The organism is Aureibacillus halotolerans (assembly GCF_004363045.1).
Lineage (GTDB): Bacteria > Bacillota > Bacilli > Bacillales > DSM-28697 > Aureibacillus > Aureibacillus halotolerans.
The window spans coordinates 33,549-50,420 of the sequence record NZ_SNYJ01000022.1 but is presented as its reverse complement, the minus strand read 5'-3'; the positions used below and the strand labels follow the sequence as shown (position 1 = coordinate 50,420).

General features: G+C 43.4%; 25 protein-coding genes. All 25 read right to left on the bottom strand.

Annotated elements, in window-relative coordinates; translation table 11 throughout:
- Window positions 1–27: 27 nt before the first annotated feature.
- The gene (locus EV213_RS18170; protein WP_133581992.1) at window positions 28–372 is read right to left on the bottom strand and encodes a hypothetical protein; all 345 of its coding nucleotides are present in this window, start codon (window positions 370–372) and stop codon (window positions 28–30) included.
- Between the two features lie 221 nt (window positions 373–593).
- On the bottom strand, window positions 594–1,007 hold the full coding sequence (locus tag EV213_RS18165; RefSeq protein WP_133581991.1) for a phage tail assembly chaperone: 414 nt from the start codon (window positions 1,005–1,007) through the stop codon (window positions 594–596).
- A gap of 49 nt (window positions 1,008–1,056) precedes the next feature.
- Window positions 1,057–1,503: a phage tail tube protein gene (locus EV213_RS18160; RefSeq protein WP_133581990.1), complete on the bottom strand. Its 447-nt coding sequence runs from the start codon at window positions 1,501–1,503 to the stop codon at window positions 1,057–1,059.
- On the bottom strand, window positions 1,504–2,820 hold the full coding sequence (locus tag EV213_RS18155) for a phage tail sheath family protein (protein ID WP_133581989.1): 1,317 nt from the start codon (window positions 2,818–2,820) through the stop codon (window positions 1,504–1,506).
- Between the two features lie 14 nt (window positions 2,821–2,834).
- Window positions 2,835–3,047: a YqzN/YkzM domain-containing protein gene (locus EV213_RS18150; RefSeq protein ID WP_133581988.1), complete on the bottom strand. Its 213-nt coding sequence runs from the start codon at window positions 3,045–3,047 to the stop codon at window positions 2,835–2,837.
- A gap of 453 nt (window positions 3,048–3,500) precedes the next feature.
- Window positions 3,501–4,013 carry an HK97 gp10 family phage protein gene (locus EV213_RS18145; RefSeq protein ID WP_133581987.1) on the bottom strand — a complete coding sequence of 171 codons (513 nt, stop codon included), beginning with the start codon at window positions 4,011–4,013 and terminating at the stop codon, window positions 3,501–3,503.
- The gene (locus tag EV213_RS18140; protein ID WP_133581986.1) at window positions 4,010–4,363 is read right to left on the bottom strand and encodes a DUF3599 family protein; all 354 of its coding nucleotides are present in this window, start codon (window positions 4,361–4,363) and stop codon (window positions 4,010–4,012) included. Before EV213_RS18140 ends, EV213_RS18145 begins: the two co-directional genes overlap by 4 nt.
- A complete protein-coding gene (gene yqbG, locus EV213_RS18135) occupies window positions 4,360–4,749 on the bottom strand; it encodes a protein YqbG (protein WP_133581985.1) in 390 nt (129 codons plus the stop codon). Before yqbG ends, EV213_RS18140 begins: the two co-directional genes overlap by 4 nt.
- Before the next feature lie 5 nt (window positions 4,750–4,754).
- The gene (locus EV213_RS18130; protein ID WP_133581984.1) at window positions 4,755–5,099 is read right to left on the bottom strand and encodes a hypothetical protein; all 345 of its coding nucleotides are present in this window, start codon (window positions 5,097–5,099) and stop codon (window positions 4,755–4,757) included.
- Between the two features lie 32 nt (window positions 5,100–5,131).
- Window positions 5,132–6,070, bottom strand: a complete 939-nt coding sequence (locus tag EV213_RS18125) for a phage major capsid protein (RefSeq protein ID WP_133581983.1) — start codon at window positions 6,068–6,070, stop codon at window positions 5,132–5,134.
- A gap of 31 nt (window positions 6,071–6,101) precedes the next feature.
- On the bottom strand, window positions 6,102–7,298 hold the full coding sequence (locus tag EV213_RS18120; protein WP_133581982.1) for an XkdF-like putative serine protease domain-containing protein: 1,197 nt from the start codon (window positions 7,296–7,298) through the stop codon (window positions 6,102–6,104).
- A gap of 27 nt (window positions 7,299–7,325) precedes the next feature.
- The gene (locus EV213_RS18115) at window positions 7,326–8,561 is read right to left on the bottom strand and encodes a hypothetical protein (protein ID WP_133581981.1); all 1,236 of its coding nucleotides are present in this window, start codon (window positions 8,559–8,561) and stop codon (window positions 7,326–7,328) included.
- 66 nt (window positions 8,562–8,627) lie between these two features.
- Window positions 8,628–9,527 carry a phage minor head protein gene (locus EV213_RS18110; protein WP_133581980.1) on the bottom strand — a complete coding sequence of 300 codons (900 nt, stop codon included), beginning with the start codon at window positions 9,525–9,527 and terminating at the stop codon, window positions 8,628–8,630.
- Entirely contained in the window at window positions 9,511–11,064 is a 1,554-nt protein-coding gene (locus tag EV213_RS18105) for a phage portal protein (protein ID WP_133581979.1), read from the bottom strand. The genes EV213_RS18110 and EV213_RS18105 overlap by 17 nt, the downstream gene beginning before the upstream one ends.
- The gene (locus EV213_RS18100) at window positions 11,061–12,371 is read right to left on the bottom strand and encodes a PBSX family phage terminase large subunit (protein ID WP_133581978.1); all 1,311 of its coding nucleotides are present in this window, start codon (window positions 12,369–12,371) and stop codon (window positions 11,061–11,063) included. Before EV213_RS18100 ends, EV213_RS18105 begins: the two co-directional genes overlap by 4 nt.
- Window positions 12,364–13,107, bottom strand: a complete 744-nt coding sequence (terS, locus tag EV213_RS18095) for a phage terminase small subunit (RefSeq protein WP_133581977.1) — start codon at window positions 13,105–13,107, stop codon at window positions 12,364–12,366. Before terS ends, EV213_RS18100 begins: the two co-directional genes overlap by 8 nt.
- A 43-nt stretch (window positions 13,108–13,150) precedes the next feature.
- Complete coding sequence (locus EV213_RS18090; RefSeq protein WP_133581976.1) at window positions 13,151–13,360, bottom strand: hypothetical protein; 210 nt, start codon at window positions 13,358–13,360, stop codon at window positions 13,151–13,153.
- A gap of 60 nt (window positions 13,361–13,420) precedes the next feature.
- Window positions 13,421–13,666, bottom strand: coding sequence for a hypothetical protein (locus EV213_RS18085; RefSeq protein WP_133581975.1), 246 nt, complete (start codon window positions 13,664–13,666; stop codon window positions 13,421–13,423).
- Window positions 13,667–13,781: 115 nt separating this feature from the next.
- Complete coding sequence (locus EV213_RS18080; protein WP_133581974.1) at window positions 13,782–14,234, bottom strand: hypothetical protein; 453 nt, start codon at window positions 14,232–14,234, stop codon at window positions 13,782–13,784.
- 116 nt (window positions 14,235–14,350) lie between these two features.
- The gene (locus tag EV213_RS18075) at window positions 14,351–14,851 is read right to left on the bottom strand and encodes a sigma-70 RNA polymerase sigma factor region 4 domain-containing protein (RefSeq protein ID WP_133581973.1); all 501 of its coding nucleotides are present in this window, start codon (window positions 14,849–14,851) and stop codon (window positions 14,351–14,353) included.
- A 13-nt stretch (window positions 14,852–14,864) separates the two neighbouring features.
- A complete protein-coding gene (locus EV213_RS18070) occupies window positions 14,865–15,098 on the bottom strand; it encodes a hypothetical protein (RefSeq protein ID WP_133581972.1) in 234 nt (77 codons plus the stop codon).
- Window positions 15,098–15,229, bottom strand: a complete 132-nt coding sequence (locus EV213_RS21250) for a hypothetical protein (protein WP_279512777.1) — start codon at window positions 15,227–15,229, stop codon at window positions 15,098–15,100. The genes EV213_RS18070 and EV213_RS21250 overlap by 1 nt, the downstream gene beginning before the upstream one ends.
- Window positions 15,230–15,313: 84 nt before the next feature.
- Entirely contained in the window at window positions 15,314–15,799 is a 486-nt protein-coding gene (locus EV213_RS18065; RefSeq protein WP_133581971.1) for a DUF1643 domain-containing protein, read from the bottom strand.
- A 67-nt stretch (window positions 15,800–15,866) separates the two neighbouring features.
- A complete protein-coding gene (locus EV213_RS18060; RefSeq protein ID WP_133581970.1) occupies window positions 15,867–16,625 on the bottom strand; it encodes a phage antirepressor KilAC domain-containing protein in 759 nt (252 codons plus the stop codon).
- Between the two features lie 4 nt (window positions 16,626–16,629).
- On the bottom strand, window positions 16,630–16,827 hold the full coding sequence (locus EV213_RS18055) for a DUF3954 domain-containing protein (protein ID WP_243740261.1): 198 nt from the start codon (window positions 16,825–16,827) through the stop codon (window positions 16,630–16,632).
- Window positions 16,828–16,872: the final 45 nt, after the last annotated feature.

Genomic DNA, 16,872 nt, shown 5'->3' with positions numbered 1-16,872 from the left:
AATAAAAAAAGACGCTTGGGTAGCGTCCTAATCAAAATGTTTCCCGTCATTAAATTCTTTCCAAGTGTGGAATCTGATAAGAGAATACAAGCAAGCAATTATAATGATGATTAAGGTTAACCACCAAGTTACTCCTAAATCTCTGAAGAGGACCCACCCGAATGGTATCCACAGCAAGCACATGGCATAACCTACGTATTTTACATAAGCTAACGCAATACTGGCTATTAAACCGCCAAAGGCCCACCCGATTCCGAACCATTCCCAAATGCAAACAAACATCGGGATTGTCGAAAGTATTGCATATTTCATGCCTGCCTTAGCAAATTTATATTCCGATTTTTCTTGTTTCATCGTCCCGTATTCGTTCATAAAAGACCCCCCTTGATCTTATCGACAGTATAACACCAAAAATAAGGAGGGTTTGGTACAAATTTCACATCATTTTTGTTTGTTTTCTTCTGCATACACGATGATCGATGCATATACAAAAGCCTTCTCACGATCAGGAAGATTCCAAATCTCGTGAGGTAATTTTTTCATGCGATGAATAGCATAATGAGCAACGAGAGCGTCCCTGTCTTGGGACGCTATTAGTTTTTTGCCTCTTCCACCAATTCGTCAAAATCAACCATTCCATTGACTTTTTGCGCTTGGCCTACCCAACGGTTGAAATCACCAACGATATTTAAGACCTGCTCAGCAACCTCAATAGGATCCTGCAAGCCATAACTTTTAAGCAAGTCCTCGTCTTTAAAATTGGGATACGTTGTGGATTCTACAGCAACTCTGCTAACAAAGCGTTGATTATCAAATACACCTTTGTCATTAGTACACATGTCACCGATTTCTTGCACACGGCTTGTTCCAATCGCCTTGAACTCAAATTCAATAATGTTGCCATCCTCATCTTTAAAACGGTTGGAGACTGCTGCTTTCGATGTTGGTAGTTCAGGAGACTGCCCTTTCATAAAATACGCCATTGATTTAGTTTGCTTTTCGCTCATAATTTTCTAACCTCCGAATTTCGTTGTTTTGGGTAAAGAAAAGAGACACTTAGAAAGTGCCTCTTAGTGCCTCTGGTAAGTCCGCGTCTTCAAAAGTGAAAGGAATTGATTCCTCAAGAGCTTCTGTTTCTACATTGATTTTTCCAAGCTCTACGCTATCAAAGTTGCAGTCGAACAAAACGACGCGCTCTGTTCCTCTTCCAGAGCTCCTATCATCTAGGACGAACTGCAGCGTAAAGTATAAATCTTCACCAGTCCGAAGGTAATTCAACATGTGCCTGATAAAAGTCGAAGTAACCTTATAAAGGACCAGTGTTCCTGTGCCTGTAGCGCCTGTTGTTTTATGGCCTGCCATTCGACGCCCTAGAATCGGCACTTCTGATTTGGTTTTCCCGATCGTTGCCTCTACACTTTTTGCGTACCCCATTTCATTTCCATCAATGAATATACGCCCTTCTTTTCCAGCAATAGTATTCTGCGCTCTGAAATTCGGCAATTAAATCACCTCCACAGTGATATAAATTTTTTCCATGCTGTCTACTGGTTGAACTGCAATGCCAGCTACAACTTGATCGCCAACAGAATTGACTGGATCAATGAACACATCATCAGGCACAAAATTTTGAATGGCTCCTTCGCCTTGGAAAACCTTCATGTATCCTACCATTCCTGCTTTTAAATTTGTTTGTCCATCTCCGTTATTGTCCACCTTACCGATATAATTGGTGCTGAATTCTCTTCGAAAGTCATTGCTAATGGCATCTAAGACGCGAATCACACGGTTCTTTTTAAATCTATCATTCTGCTTTTCTCTTGGATTAACAAGAGAATTGATATCTTGCTCGACCTTGATTCGATCACCATCATTAACAAAGATGAACTCACCCGATTTGAGTGCTGCGACAATTTCCGAGTTTATCATGCGCGGAACAGCATCTGTTGCACCATCATAGACAGCGTAGGTATTTGAATCAGTAATCTGAGCGCCTGCTGAAGCACCAGCGACCCAATAAACGGCTTCTAATGGTGTCAATTGACGACCATCGATCTCAACAGCGTTGGCCACGTTGATTATGCCTTCATGGTCCGCAGAGTAACGAGGAACAACGCCGACAATCCTCTTGCCCTCTTGATCTCGCATGCGCTTAATGAAAGAAACAAACATTTCTTTAGCCGCATCATCATTGACCGGAAAGCCCACGACATCAAAGAATTCTTTTTCAGCCGTTGCTAGGAATTCGACGTAGCTTTGATTTGTAACTGTGCTGTTTGTACCACCTTCAAGCTGAGTGCCTGCGGTATCGGCAGGAAGTGCCGTAAAAGCGAAATCAGCCCAATCGTTAGGCTTAATGTCAGAAGGACTTGAAATGGTCTGTTCATCTACAAGTGCAGCATCTACGTAAGTTCGTACATCCTTGCTCGTCTCATCGACGATGTTTGGCCCGACGGAAACACGAATTGCATTTCCCCGAATGCCTGGATGTTTGGCTGTTGCCGTTGAACCCTCGCCCCAAGATCCTGAAGCTTTCACTCCATCACCGTTCAGGCGACTGACAAGCACCGTCAATGCTCGTTTCTTTGCTTCTTTAACCGGAAACACACGCTCGTCTGTCATGTTGTAACCGAGTTTGGATGCAAAATCTTGCTCCGTCTCGATCGTAATCAACTGATCAGGTGCGCCCCAGTCAAGTTCAAGGGGGAGTAATACTGTGCCACGCTCGCCTGTTGCGATACGGTTTTGCGCAGCACTTACGAAATTCATATATAAACCAGGACGTGTTTTGTTGTATCCTGTAAACGTTCCACCTGCCATATATCATCACCGCCTTATATTTTTTTCTTTAGAAATCCATTTAGCTTCAAAAGCGCATGTGCCTTAGTGAGTTCACCAGTCACACCGTGTAAAGCGCCGCTTAAAACCTCAGGCTGCACATCGAATAACTTTTGGCTGTGCTCTTTAAGTTGCTCTACAGAAAAAACGCCCTCAGCTGATGCCTCAGCTTTAGGCGCTTCCTTTTTCTCATTCGTTTTTTCACTCATGCTTTCACCCCCTCATTCAGGATGAGACGGCCCATCTTCTCATATTGCTCTCTGAGATACCTATAACGTGTGTCCCACGTCAGGATAAGCGTTGCTGATTCCATCTCTCCCGCTCGTACGTCTGCCTTTCTTATGCGCATATACTCGCCCACTTTGTCTCCGTTTGAAGTTTTAAGGGGAATCATGTACCTTTGCGACCTAATTGACTGAGCGATGCTCTCAGCGCAGTTTTGAGCGTCTGGAAGGGTATCATGAAATACCTTTATCCGCAGCGTGTACGTTATGAGATATGAATCAAGCGTGTCAGGCGCATCGGTACCCGACGGTAACGGAAAATAGAGCGATGGTCGTTCAAAGCCATCCAACAATTCGTCTGTGTAAATCATAGGTGATCCACCAGGGAAGTGCTCATAACAAAAAGAACTTATGGACCCCAATTCATCCTGCATTTATTCACCGCCCTAAGCCGTCCAACCATTGCTGGACTTTCTTTTCTAGCGATCGTTTGAACATACGCTCATAGATCGCTATTGCATTGTCCCAATAGCCTGACCCATCCACCCATTTGAGCGTTAGGAGCATGCCTGTCTTGGCGTTTGGATCGTATTCAAATGAGCCGTTTGCTTTCCATCTACCTGGCACCCATCTACGATCTTTGCCCGTACTAGGATTGATTGTGAAATGACCATCGTTGGCGTAAGTGGCGTAATCTAAGCGAGTTCCTACTGTCAGCTCCATGCCGCCTCGTGAAAATTCATAAACGTTAGCACTATCGCGGTATTCAAAGCTGTGTAGAAGGGCGCGTGTATCTGTTGTTCCAGTGCGGATGATTTCATCCTGAACGATCGCTAGAAATTCGTAGCCGATGCCCTCAAACCATTTTTTAATCTGTTTGTCCATGCCCTTCTCTGCTTTTTCAAGGTCGGCAAGGAGCTTCCCCATGCCTTTAAATCCAAACTTGGTCATAGATTTTTACTCCTTACCGCTTCGACTTCAATGTGATGCCCTCGAATCTTGTTCGGAACCTGCAGGATGTAAGAACGGCCATCCAAAATGACCTTGCTGTTTTCCCGCACATCCGCAGAGGGAAGGAAAAACAACTGCATGGTTCTGCTAAGCAACTGACCTGGTTCTCCTTGCGACATGGATTGGCTGTTTTCCTCGAAATAACAAGGCACCTGCGATGCATCGGGAGTGTCGTTATAACTCTCGCGTTGCTGCAGGTGCTCTGATGGGATGCCATAATTGCTTTCGGCTGCGCTATTTTGCAGATGATAAATATCGCATCGATGAGTTAATAGGCTTTCAAAGCTCATAGTGATCGCATCTTAAACTTTGGCTTAGAGGCAGGGGGCGGAGTCTCATTTTCTACTACGTACGGTGCTATCATTTGGCTAACATCAGGCTTTTGCAAACCATCTTTACCAAGCGTATACGAGTATTTACCTATGTTCTCGCTCTGATAACCCTTGGTTAAGGCCGCATCAGAATTTACTAACGCATGAAACTGCGAAAGCTTCTTAGCAGCCAGAACAACAGTAGGCGGTAACGGGTTATAGTCCTCACCAGTAAAGTCATGCCCTGCCATGCTAACGATCTCAACATGAGCCTCTAATATGTCGTTGGCAAGGGCGTCATTTGACCGCTGTTTCACGACGTCAAAGGATGTATAGTCCTTTAATTCTTCAACCGTAATAAGCATGGCAATCACTCCCCAGTATCGTTCTTTTTAGCCTCTTGTAGCTCAAGGATAAGGGCAATGCGCTCACCTTCGTTTTTCGCATCTTCTACTTTACCGCCAAGCTCTTCGATTGCTTTTTCCTGTGCATCTTTGTTGAGCTTTTTCAATGATCCTTCATCGTAAGCTTTGGGCTCTTTATCTGTTTGCACTGGCGGAGTCTGCGCTTTGTTATCAGGTCCATCCACCTTTTTGAAATAACTAGATTGGATAGATACAGGAACATCGTCCGCCTCATATTTTTCGCCTGGATAGAAAAAGCGCCCCTCACCAATGTGGAGCGCTCCTTTAGTCTGTTTTAATTCGAAAGGCATATGCCATTCCTCCGATCGTTTTATTGAATATATTAAAGCTTTGAACCTGTCATGTAAGCCACAGCATCGATTTCACGGACAACCGCATCAAGGTAAGCAAAGATAATGTGGTATGTGGCATCTTTCGCAACCGCTGTTGCTCCGTCAGCAGTACGGCTATAACGTACTTGGCGCGTAAATACAGGCTTAAGATTTGCCGCTGGTGTTAGTGCAGCGAAACCACCTTGCAAAGATGCCACAACTTCCAAGTTGTAACCTGCCAAACGAGTGACACGGCCTTCTTGGAGCACTGCATCACCAAAACCAGTTTGTCTCATAGTCGCTTGGCTCAAGAGCTTATCGTGCGTGTTACGAGATACAAACCAAGTAATGTCATCGTGTGCATTTTTGTATCTCTCAGGAAGCAATTGAATGTGGTTGACGAAATCGAGCAATCTAGGCTCGGCATCTACCAAGTCAGTGACGTTGTCCGAAGTCTTCATTTTCTTCACAAATCCATCCAAAATGGACAGGAAGGCGTGGTCAGGATTTTCCACTGGTGTTGCAGTATCGCCGTTGAAGGCAAGGTCCTGCAAGTCAACACCAAGTTGCTTTTGAATCATTGAAATAATTGTTTGTTCGACGTTCTCTCCACGTGATTGCTGGTTATACCAAACGTCGTCATCCTGGAGCCATTCATCCCAGAATACTTTGCGTACATTGTAAGGAATCTTTCTATCATTAATTGAGCCAACACCATTTGGTTGGTGGTCTTTCGAGTGCTCACGCAAGCGACGGGATGAAACGCTCAATGCATCAATGTTGCCTGCGCTGTCGCCTCTATAAATTGGTACTAGCTTAGGTAACGTAGAGGCATTGTTGATCGTATCTACCAAAAATTCATAAGCGTGATCATGCCCCATAGGGATGGATAGGTCTTTCTTAATTGACTGTGGACCTTGGTTCAAAAGTGCGCTGTTTGGGATTGTCATAATTCTCGTTCACTCCTTTTATTTTCGTTGCTTACATAAAGTTAGACATATAGCCTTTGGCTACATGGGTGTTACCGCTGTTCGGGTCCTGTTCACGCTGTTGCGATGCTCCACGAGATTTCTCCATGGCTGAAATACGTCCTTCAAGTGGCTCTACAGCTTTTTGAAGCATGGCCAGAACTTGATCTTGTTCGGTAATTTGGTTAGTACCTCCGCCGTCTCCTTCGCCTTTTTCAATGGCATCCAAGCGCTTAATAATAGGATCTACTACCGTTTGCAATGCTTTTTCCAATTCCTCTTTTTTCACGTCGTCTTCCTCTCCTTCAACCTCGTTTTTAAGTTCTTGCAAAGCTTCAAGCGCTGCGTTGATTTTTTTCATATTGCCGGCAGACACTTTTCGACCTGCTTTTGCAATCTCAGTAGGCGGTTCGCCAATGGCTTTTTGGACGTCAGTCGATCTCGTAAGGACCTCTGTTGCAATATCTACAAAGTCCTGCAGTGCATCTCGCACTTTTTCTGGATCAGACTCCGGTCTATCGTCGTCCCAATGGTGACCCCACTTGAAGATAGCTGAGTCCAAAGCGCTTTGCGCAGCCCAAAATTCTCGTTGACGACGATCTGCTTCGTATTTTTCACGAACCTCGCCTTTTTGAACCTGTTCACCAGTGAAGAAGCCTTTCAGCAAATTAAAAAGCCCCGTCTCGTTTTTGCCGTTGTCCGGCTGAGTGGGCCCTTCTTTAGCTTGCTTTTCAATGGCCTCGGCAGTACCTGCCATACTGTAACCCGTGATCTCACCTTTCTTGATCTGCTCCCAAATCTCGTCTGATGCTTTAGTAACAAGCACCCATGAGCCTTTGGCGATTGTTTCGCCACCTATTTCAAGGTCAGCAGGAGCAATGTAGCTTTCGACCACCTCACCGACACCACTTTCAAAATCATGCTGAGTGTCGATGTTTCGCGCCTCCTGCATAAAAAAATGAGCCGCCTTTTCAATTTCAGGCGCGCTCATCATGTCTTCGTGCGAATCATATTCATCAGGCTCATACACAACACCATATACCAACTGCTGATCATTGTCCTCTTTAGCAACAATCGCCTTCACTTCTTTCCTGAAGGTCGGCTCCTGTTGTTTCTCTGCAGCTTTTGACAAGAAAAAGCGCTTTTTGTTAGCGCCCTTGTCCACATAACTCACATGTGTAATATGGGCATCTTTTAATTCCCTTGGCATTTATTTCACCCCCTTTCAATTGTTTGGCTATTCTTCAAGTTGTTCGTTTGTATACCTTTCATATTCCAACCTCCTCTCTTCATTATTCTCTAGGAATTCATCGAACTTAAACTTGAAATCAAAAGGTGGATACGAACCATTTAAAACTCGGGATATTCTAGTTGCAATATGCTCAGTGAAACCATAACGTTCTAAATAGAAAATAATCGCATACCGATTTCTTGCTGACCACTTCCATTTATCTAAGTTCAAATCAGTACCAAAAGCTAATTCTGTTAACTTACTAAAAAAACCTTTTTGCTCAAAGACTAGTGCTGCTGGTTCTGTGAATGCACGATTTCTAAAAATATCAGTAGGAAGTCTGTTAATCATTTTTTCGTGTGCTTCTTCTAATTGGTTATCAGGGACCATATTATTTCTCAGTAAGGACGAATAAATAATATAGTCTTGCTCAGTAATTAGATGGTCATACCAAAGGTTCCGAATAAAGGCCCCATGCTGGTTAAAAAACGTCACTATATTTGAGTCATATCTTAGTAGCCCGATAATCCACTTCATATCATGATTAACAAAAAATTTCACACACTCCCTAACGTAGTTTTCTTGAAGGTAAAAAAACTTTGCTACAAAACTATCGTTAATTGGGATTCCTAAAGGATCACTCTCCACATGTTCTACCAACCTATTCAAGAGGAGGTGTAAGTCTTCTGGCTTTACAGCTGATTCAATTTTATCAAGTATTATTTGTGGGTCTTCATCAGCTGATGTATATCTCAAATCATGGTGTTTGATTATGAGTTGGAAAATATGTTCTAAGCCACCAAGGACAACAAATTTATAGAAATTCGATTGAATAAATAGCCAATATGCTTCAACGTGTGCCTCACTAATTTTATTGCCTTTAGCATGAGCGCAATCGTTTCTTCTATATTTCCAATATTCATATTGACTCTTTAAATCTTCGGAGACATAGAATATATTCTTATCGTGATTCGCTCGCACAAGTTGAATCAACCTAGTATCCCACTCGTCATCATCTAGTAAATCTTTTTGTATCGCCTCCCAATGTCCTTCAGTAAGAATCGCAGGTTGTTGGGATTCAAGCACTCTGTATTTCAAGATGGTTTGGAAGCCTAAAAAAGAAAAAAGTAAAGCTGCTCGATAAGCCGAATTCTTATAACATAAAATTCCCTCTTTAAATAATTCTAGAGCTTCATTCTCTATATTCTGTTGTTCTAACCAAGATTCAAAAGGTAGCTTCATATAATACCCCCATTATTTTCTATGGGTTTATTTTACTATCCAATTATGAGAAACTACAATGCTTTTCTATTTTCCTTCCATAACTTCACGACGAATTTCTTCTCTTTCCTCAACCGACAATCCCAACACATCCTCATCAACAACAGGCTGAATGATGCATTTGCACCGCACACGCTCTTTCGCTGAAAGCTTTGTGTCCCGTGGGTATCTGGCCGTTTCAGATGAACTGGCTATTGAAAATTCGGCATCTGTGTCAACCTCCAGTCCATCCATACGGACATGATTGTCTCGAGCTTGATTCTTCTTTTTTCCGCTGTGTCGCCATCTTTTCTTAGAGACAGCAGGACTTTGCCTGTATGCCTCGTCCTGCCCTTGACTAGCAGCCGTAAGCATTTCTGTAATGGCCGTCGTTCGTGCCCGTGTACGGCTGAATTCAGGAAGGTCCTTCAAACGGAGTTCCACTTGATTGATAGAAAGATCCTCGTCGATGGCATTAGACAAAACTTGCTCGATCGCTGTATTCGTATTAAGAACCATCAAAGCGGCTAATTCCTCGGACCATTCCTCAATCCATTGCTTGGTCATGTTAGATGCTTCCTCGTAAGGAATATCTTTGTCAACGGCATCCATCACCATTGTGGCGACCTCATCAGTCGTCATTTCAAAAAACGCTTTTGATTCCTCGGCCATACCTTCTGTAAATTCATCAGCGGCGAATAGGTTGGTCTGAAAATAAACGAGTAAGGCGGCAAGCGTCTCACCATCTTTTGAGACAAATGACTTCATCTCGTCAAGAAAGTATTTACGCTGCCGCCTTAGCAGTTTAGCTACTGCTTTTTCATAGTCTTCAATAATATCCCCTAGCTTTTCAAGACCCGGGAACTCTGGAACATCTTCTATCGGGTCATCCTCAGCCTTTAGGATAAACGCCTGCATTTTTTCTAGCAGTTCATTCACTTTTGCCATTGGTCAAGCCCTCCAACACGTCTCTCATGTCTTTAAGCAAGGACACCAGCTCAGATTCACCGTTTTTGTCAGCCTTCAGGATCCCTTCAAGTGGGTTAGGCTGCTGTGATGCTTGCGCTTGGCTCAATGGTCGGTTGTAAATCTCTTCTGGCCATTCTTCCAACGTTTTGCCTAACACTTCGCCTGCTGAATCACGTAAATCATTAGGCGATACAGCTCCTGCGGTGATATAAGGAGCAAGGACAGTAGCAATCTCTAATGGATCATGGAAGTCAGGGCCATCTAGCTTCAAGCGGACTTTTGATAATTCGAGATCAGGCATAAACAATGTGTTAAGCCGTCTAGCCAAGCCCTCTCTCTGTGGCTGAAAAACCTGTTCCTCGGTGATCTTTCTAGCAGTATCTGACGTCGCCTTGTTATAGTCCTGAGATTCGCCTGTATACAACGGGGGCAACCTGAAAGCCGAACGTAGCTTATTACGGCTTTTCTCGTCATACTCCAAAAACAATGCATCCTGCTGAAGCATATCAGCTAGTGACTTGATCTGCACCTTCACAGGTGTTATTTTTTCGTCTTCACGGCCATCAGTAGACGTTGATTCAGTAGCATGTCCTTCAGCTTCAATTACAAGGAATTTGTGGGCGTTTTCCACGCCTTCAATATCGTTCATGTATTCCTGGAGAGCATCATACGAATCCTCGGACAATAGACCGTTTTCGACAGTTACTGCTGCAGGCGTATGACGCCCTTGCTTAAAGTAAAGGAAGTTTAGTTCCTCTGCCTTTCGTGCGCCGTAAAGGTGAACAAGATGACCAATCCAACGAGGAACACCATACGTGCCACTGCCCACCTTGAGATGAATAAACTCAGTGGCTTGTAAATGCTCAGGCGTCGAATCATCAAACTTACCTGTTTTTAGATTTAGAATTCGTGGATCTCCATACTCCTTGAAGTAAACGGTTTGTCCGTTGATTTGCTGAGCGTATTTTCTAAACCGTCGCCAACGAGTTGTAGGGGTAGGCTTTCCACCCTCCAACACAACAACAGTTACCTGTTCGGGAACCGTTTTTTGACACACTCGTATAAACTGGGCATCCGCATATTCAATCCCTGCAGGTAATCCACGGCCATCTCTTATAATCTCGACAAAGCCGTTGCCTGTCGCTTCCCGATCCTCGATCGCATGCCCAAGAACGGCTTCTGCCGAGTCGTCAAAGTTTAGGTACTGGACAAACTCTTCAAGGCGAACCCATTCGCTGTCTGCTTGTTGTCGAATGTCTTCCTGAACGTCCTCGCCATTGTAATCAAATGTATATTCGGGCTGAAAACCAAAGCCGACGATGTTCGTTTTGTAAGCTTCCATACACTGCTGTAGGATGGTGGAGTGCTCTGATACCTTTTTTAACTCCTTCAGGTTGTAAGGCGGAGAAATAATGTCGCCATACATGCCACTAAACTCGTCCACGTATATTTGCTTGGTTTGTGAGGACGGTGCCTGTACTTTAACGACACGGGCTCTTACGTTTCCTTTGCTCAACGGCGTTTCCTCCTTTCTCTGCTTGGTCTGCCACGCTCTTTCTTTTCTTTGAGATCAGTGACCTCATAATCATCAAGGCCGTACCAGATGGCAGAGAACGTATGTGGGTCAATGCTGAATTCATCTTCAATGATTGCGTCATTTTTATCCTTGGCAAACGTTAGGTCCTTCAGTTCGTAGATGGTGTTTGTGCATTCATTACTACAAATGATTTTTTTAAAACGCTTGATCTTTTTGGTGTAAGCAAGTCGGCTCCCTTGGAATTTAAGGGCACTCATCATGTTAAATCCTAACTGATTAAAGTATTTTATTGTCTTCGCCTCTTGGGAATCGCCTTTAATAAGCTCTCCGGATTGACGGAATTCATCGATCTCTACGGCTGTCCTGTCGTCCGTCATACCGTTTTTGTAATACTCCCAGTAGATGTATAAATACTTACGCTCGGTGTCCACGGCAAGCCTAACGATGGCGTTGTACGATTCAACGAATCCGAAGTCCATTCCTACACGAAACAGCGGCTTACGTATGTTTTGGATTGCCTTCATGACATCTTCATGAGGCTGTTCCTCAAACTGTGGCAGGACGCGAACGCCGTTGACTCCAAAACGCCCCAACCTTGCAATGCGGTATAGATCAGGGTCGTACTGTTCCATTTCGTCCAGTTGGTTCATGTAGTCTTGTTGGAGGAACATGTTGTCATCTGGCAATGAATGATGGTAATAGGTGCCGTTTGTACGGACGATTCGCTTTTTATAAAGTTCTTCATCATCTAGAACAAGCCGCTTATTCCGATCATCCTTGAAGAAATGCAAAAAAGACCAATTGTCCGTAGAAACGGGATTGGTCGATAAAATCATGTATAACCTTAATGTCGGATGACGAAGCCGCCCGAGCAATTCTTTGAAACCTGCGTACTTTACCTCGCTGCACTCTTCAATCCAGATGATGGAGACGTTGTTTACGGATTTCAACTTCGCGGGCTTGTCCATACCCTTGAAAATGATCTTACTGCCATTAGGAAACCTCACTTGCATCGGAGACACCGGGCACTTTATCTTGTCATCCAGCCTCATCTTCATGATGATCTCCTCGAACAAGGAATGCGTGGAATCCCGGTGAGTGTCGAACACCTCACGAATGACCAGGGCTGTCCGCTTTTCCTGTAGCAACTTCAGGATAATCTTTAGCGCCGTATTATAGCTTTTAGAGCTTCCGTATCCCCCGACAAGGACCTGAATTTTTTCTGACCAGTCAAAAAGAAAATCTTCAAAGTGAGGATTGACCTTTGTTTCAACGGCATCATTCATCGACATCACCAACTTCAGAACGGCTAGCCCGTGAAATCACGATATTAATTGAATCATCATTGTTGTTATTGGCTTTATCAACTTCGGCTTTGGTTTTCTCGACGTTCAGGCTCATCTGCTCAAGTCGCAAACGGCGCTCGTCATCAGCGTGGGCCATTTCATCGAATTGCCTTACCAGACTTCGGAACTCTCCCATGGCTCTGGATTGCGCAGTCAGGAAGGTGGCATGCTTATCCCAAGCGAATTGTATTTCCCATTCTTCTTTTTCATCGCTGAAATTATCGCCTTCTGACTTCTCGGTCTTTTTGACTTCCTTCGTCATGTCCTCCTGATCCCGAACGTACATAATCTGTTGCGCCCGAATGATAGCCGCGAACTGTATTTCGATCTGATCGTAAATGAGGTCAGCCATGCTGCGTTCTTGCATAGTCTCTATGATCTCTCGTGTCTCTGCCGGCAGGAACTTTGCAAAGAGTCCGTGGGTGCTTGCGTTTTGGTTACGGGCAGGAGCAGAGCCCCCGCGGTTGCCCAAAGCATTCTTGCTACCTACTGGAGCACCTGCTTTTTTGTGTGCACCCTTTTCTGTTTTGTGTGCACCCTTTTTTCTCGTCCAGCCATGACGTTGTTTCCACGACTTCACAGTGTTGATTGAAACGCCATGCTTCTCTGCAATCTCTTTGTATTTCAAGCCTGCTGCGTAATCTTTGTGAGCCAGCGTCTGCTTCTCGTTTGCCATCTACATTCACCGCCGCCCCCTTATATTAAGTTTGTTTTGGAATCTATCTTCGTGAAGAGAACGAAAGAGTGGCATCACCAATAGAAGCCAAAGGCTTGCCTTCAACAGCCGTTATTACAGCATTTGTTACTGTTACATAGTCTTTTTCCATAATATTACTAATATCACTCATAGCAGAATCCCCGCGGATAAAACCTCCAAGCCACTTGTTAGACACCTCTTTAATGTCCTTCAATCTCTGTTCTTCGCTCATCTAAATCCTCCTTAGACAAAATAAAAAGCACCCCGTAGGATGCTATAAAAACTTTTATATTTATTGGAATATCCGGATTAGCTCATGTCCAAGACTGGTTACTTCTGCACCGCGAGTGTTGACGAAAACAACCTTATTTCCTTGTCCTGCACGATCCACAGCAATGTTGGCGATAAGATTTTCCTTTTTCATTTCCTCAACTAATGGTCCTAGTTGTTCATTTTCGATATTGTTTTTCTTTCTGTCAATAAATCCATCTTCTAGCAAAGATGCTAACAACTGCGCTTTCAATTGTTCGTTTGCCATAAATTACTCACCCCCTACACATAACGATAAGGGAACACTTTTCATATATCTACAGCAAATGACCGACATAATTCGACAATTCACCAAAGAAAAAAGCACCTAGTGTAGGCGCTTGTTAGATAAGGTTATTGTATATTTCTTTAATTCTATTGCTGTAGCGAATTTTATAATCCTCGTGAGCATCCTTAATTGAATCGAATTCAAATATATCGCCGCTATCGAAGACAAGCTCAAGTCTTGCTTCATCACTGTGTTCACTATCTAATGTCAGTGAAATGTCTTTAATATCATTCAACCTCTTGACTCTAATTGTAGAAGGACCATCAATTCCAGGCTTGTAAATGAACAAGTTTTTGCTTGTAAAATAGTATATTTCGCAATCAACGAGCTTTGTTTTTTTGTTATCTCCTAAATGCATTCCTTTAGGGTAAAATCCTTTGTCGTCATCTGAATCACCGAGCATACGTTGAAGTTCTTCTGAAATATCATGATATAATTGCCCGCCCCGATGATCAGCATTTATCAGCTCGATGTAATCTTTTGCAGTGTATAATATTCTGCTACTCAAAATAATCTCTCCCTTCAAAACAATGGTAAGGGAAAATGCACCAAAATTCTAGACTTTTATTACGCTAATAACCCCGCAGGGCGTTATAATCTTTATCTTTACACAGAAGAAAGGCGTTACGACGTTGCCGCGCCTACCTCCCTCCCATCATACAGTTTCGAATTTTCGCTTGTCAAAACGTGCAACATCTGGCACTTTTGGCATTTTTGGCACAAGGCAGATAACATTTCTTCTTTCATTTGCCTTATTTTATTCCTGTTATAGCCCATGTGGATGGCTATCTCTCGATAACTCATCTCGTCCATCATGCACTCATAAAGGATTAGATCCTCTTCCTTCTCTAGCAATTCGGCATCTTTCTCGATTGCGTGGACCAGTTCTTCAAACCTTAGCAGCCTTTCAAATTGACGCTGCTCTTTCCGATCCATTTCAACAAGTTCCGGAAATGATTTCCCTGGCGATCCTTGAGGCATCACTGAATCAATTCCACTTTGCGCTACCAATCCAGCATGAGGATTCGGGAAACGGTACACAAGGCTTCTTTGGAGACGACGAATTTCTTTTTTGTAAAAGCTGTAGGATCGGATGCTCATTTCAATATCCAGTCTTAAACCCATCATATAGCCTCCCTTATATTCTTGTCCGTGCAGCTATTCTTTTCGGTTTACGGTCAATCACCTGGCTAGTCATATAAAAACGCTGTGTTCGCCAACCTTGGCGCTCATGTGGGTACCGATCCGACTTATATTTGTACTCTTCATCAATCCAAGCAACACTGCAGGCGATGCCTTTTATTTTGTCGTGCAGCCTTTTGACGCCATCAGCAAATCGTTTTAAGGACTCGGTAAACTCTTTATCAAACATCACTTACCACCCTTTCTGCGGATTGCTCCCGATCTTCGTTCATACGTTTGGCGACCCATACCCATGAGTTGCTTTAGCTCGCTCACAGACAGCTTCTCTTGCTCTTTTTTCGGCTTACGTTTTGTTTTCATGGCGATCCCCTTTCTAAATACAAAAAGAGGACACTAAACAAGCGCGTGTACGCTCATTCAGTGCCCTCCAGTTCTTGGTTAGGCTTATTGAAAATATGGTATTGGATTTGTACTGTATGACACATAAAGTGGGTGAACCGGTGACTCATCATTATTTTTCCTAAAACAAAAAGTGCAATCAGTTTTATCCGCTAACATCTCTTCCACAATAACGTTCCTATTGTTAATTGAACCATATTCTCCCCAACCCACTATAATGTAGCTCGCTTTAATTATTGCTTTGATAATTGCTTGATCGTTACCTGGCCCAATTGGATCGGAACAAACTTTGAGCGCGCCCTTATCAGTTGACCTAAGTGCAAAAACATTTACAACTTCCATACCTCCATAGCCAAGCTGTTTCGCATGATATATACATCTTTCCGTAGTCCTGTCATCATATGCCTCATCTGCAGTACTAGGATTTAAAAGGATAAACAACATCTTTTCTATGTTCTCATCCCATACTCTCTCAAGCCAATACCTATATTTATCGGGCTGTTTTTCATCAAAAATCGCATCTGATCTCATTTTTAATTCTCCTTTTGTTTTTTATGGTGACATTTTATGCCCCATATATATTTGTTCTTAAATTTTTTCATGAAACAGCTTCTTTTTTATCCACTAAAGCATTATAACCCATTTTTTCCATAATTCTATGAATGAACAAGCGTCCCTTCTGCGTCCATTTGGTGTTCATGGTGACATCTGGACGACCGTCAGACCGGACAATATCAATGGTGGAGGACTTGGTATATCCCTGATCATGATGCTTGCTATAAAGGAGCCACTGACCTGATTGTTTATACTGGACTCCCTGCTCATGCAAGATACGGTTCATTTGTTGCCCACTCATGCCGTAATCCTTGGCGATCTGCGTCGTTGTGACGGTGCTTTTCGACATTAGTATTTGGTCAACATAAGCGGCTTTCTTCTGATACTCGGCTGCCTTCTGTTCCAATAATTTCACTTTCTGCTGCTCGTTTATCCACTGCTGCGCTCTCTCGATGGGATCATCTATCATGTAGCTTGGTTTTGATTCATAGGACCCTGTTTTTCGTATGGACGGAAGCACTTCATCTGTTACCCATCGGCGAAATTGTTTCGCCTCTGGCTTTTTACTTCTAAGAACTGCGTAATATAAGGCTGATTCGCTTACGAGAGTTGACTTCATGTTCATACCCGTCAGTTGGACGTGTATGGATTCGTCATCATCTAGGTGTCTCGTCATTGCGTTTGTATCTCTGAAATCAAGAATGTCTGCAACGTCCTTTGCAACAATCCAAGGTTTCCCGTCTATTAAACAAGTGCGGACATTATGGCCATCAAAGTCGAACACCTTTTCTAATTGATCCATGCTATCACGCTCCGAATTTATGAGTTTTAATTTCTTTGCAAGTGTCTACTCTACCGCCAAGCCACCTCAATTCGTGCTCTCCATAACCAGATGAGGGGCAAGAGACTTGATAGACCATTCCGTCTCTAACGACATATACACTGTTTTCATCCGCCGGAATACTGGCCGTCATCGTCTGTGCGTCAACCTCAATTTTCTTCACTGTTGACCCCTCCTGTGGTATAATTACTACAGGTATGCGTCCCAG

Bases quoted from the DNA above. Each gene is read 5' to 3' on its own strand.
- EV213_RS18060 (WP_133581970.1), bottom strand. From the start codon at position 16,625: ATGGATCAATTAGAAAAGGTGTTCGACTTTGATGGCCATAATGTCCGC.
- EV213_RS18120 (WP_133581982.1), bottom strand. From the start codon at position 7,298: ATGCCAAGGGAATTAAAAGATGCCCATATTACACATGTGAGTTATGTG.
- EV213_RS18125 (WP_133581983.1), bottom strand. From the start codon at position 6,070: ATGACAATCCCAAACAGCGCACTTTTGAACCAAGGTCCACAGTCAATT.
- EV213_RS18110 (WP_133581980.1), bottom strand. From the start codon at position 9,527: ATGGCAAAAGTGAATGAACTGCTAGAAAAAATGCAGGCGTTTATCCTA.
- EV213_RS18145 (WP_133581987.1), bottom strand. From the start codon at position 4,013: ATGACCAAGTTTGGATTTAAAGGCATGGGGAAGCTCCTTGCCGACCTT.
- EV213_RS18100 (WP_133581978.1), bottom strand. From the start codon at position 12,371: ATGAATGATGCCGTTGAAACAAAGGTCAATCCTCACTTTGAAGATTTT.
- EV213_RS18115 (WP_133581981.1), bottom strand. From the start codon at position 8,561: ATGAAGCTACCTTTTGAATCTTGGTTAGAACAACAGAATATAGAGAAT.
- EV213_RS18090 (WP_133581976.1), bottom strand. From the start codon at position 13,360: ATGAGCGAAGAACAGAGATTGAAGGACATTAAAGAGGTGTCTAACAAG.
- EV213_RS18150 (WP_133581988.1), bottom strand. From the start codon at position 3,047: ATGAGTGAAAAAACGAATGAGAAAAAGGAAGCGCCTAAAGCTGAGGCA.
- EV213_RS18065 (WP_133581971.1), bottom strand. From the start codon at position 15,799: ATGAGATCAGATGCGATTTTTGATGAAAAACAGCCCGATAAATATAGG.
- EV213_RS18130 (WP_133581984.1), bottom strand. From the start codon at position 5,099: ATGCCTTTCGAATTAAAACAGACTAAAGGAGCGCTCCACATTGGTGAG.
- EV213_RS18085 (WP_133581975.1), bottom strand. From the start codon at position 13,666: ATGGCAAACGAACAATTGAAAGCGCAGTTGTTAGCATCTTTGCTAGAA.
- EV213_RS21250 (WP_279512777.1), bottom strand. From the start codon at position 15,229: ATGAAAACAAAACGTAAGCCGAAAAAAGAGCAAGAGAAGCTGTCTGTG.
- EV213_RS18140 (WP_133581986.1), bottom strand. From the start codon at position 4,363: ATGAGCTTTGAAAGCCTATTAACTCATCGATGCGATATTTATCATCTG.
- yqbG (WP_133581985.1), bottom strand. From the start codon at position 4,749: ATGCTTATTACGGTTGAAGAATTAAAGGACTATACATCCTTTGACGTC.
- EV213_RS18165 (WP_133581991.1), bottom strand. From the start codon at position 1,007: ATGAGCGAAAAGCAAACTAAATCAATGGCGTATTTTATGAAAGGGCAG.
- terS (WP_133581977.1), bottom strand. From the start codon at position 13,107: ATGGCAAACGAGAAGCAGACGCTGGCTCACAAAGATTACGCAGCAGGC.
- EV213_RS18170 (WP_133581992.1), bottom strand. From the start codon at position 372: ATGAACGAATACGGGACGATGAAACAAGAAAAATCGGAATATAAATTT.
- EV213_RS18075 (WP_133581973.1), bottom strand. From the start codon at position 14,851: ATGGGTTTAAGACTGGATATTGAAATGAGCATCCGATCCTACAGCTTT.
- EV213_RS18070 (WP_133581972.1), bottom strand. From the start codon at position 15,098: ATGTTTGATAAAGAGTTTACCGAGTCCTTAAAACGATTTGCTGATGGC.
- EV213_RS18155 (WP_133581989.1), bottom strand. From the start codon at position 2,820: ATGGCAGGTGGAACGTTTACAGGATACAACAAAACACGTCCTGGTTTA.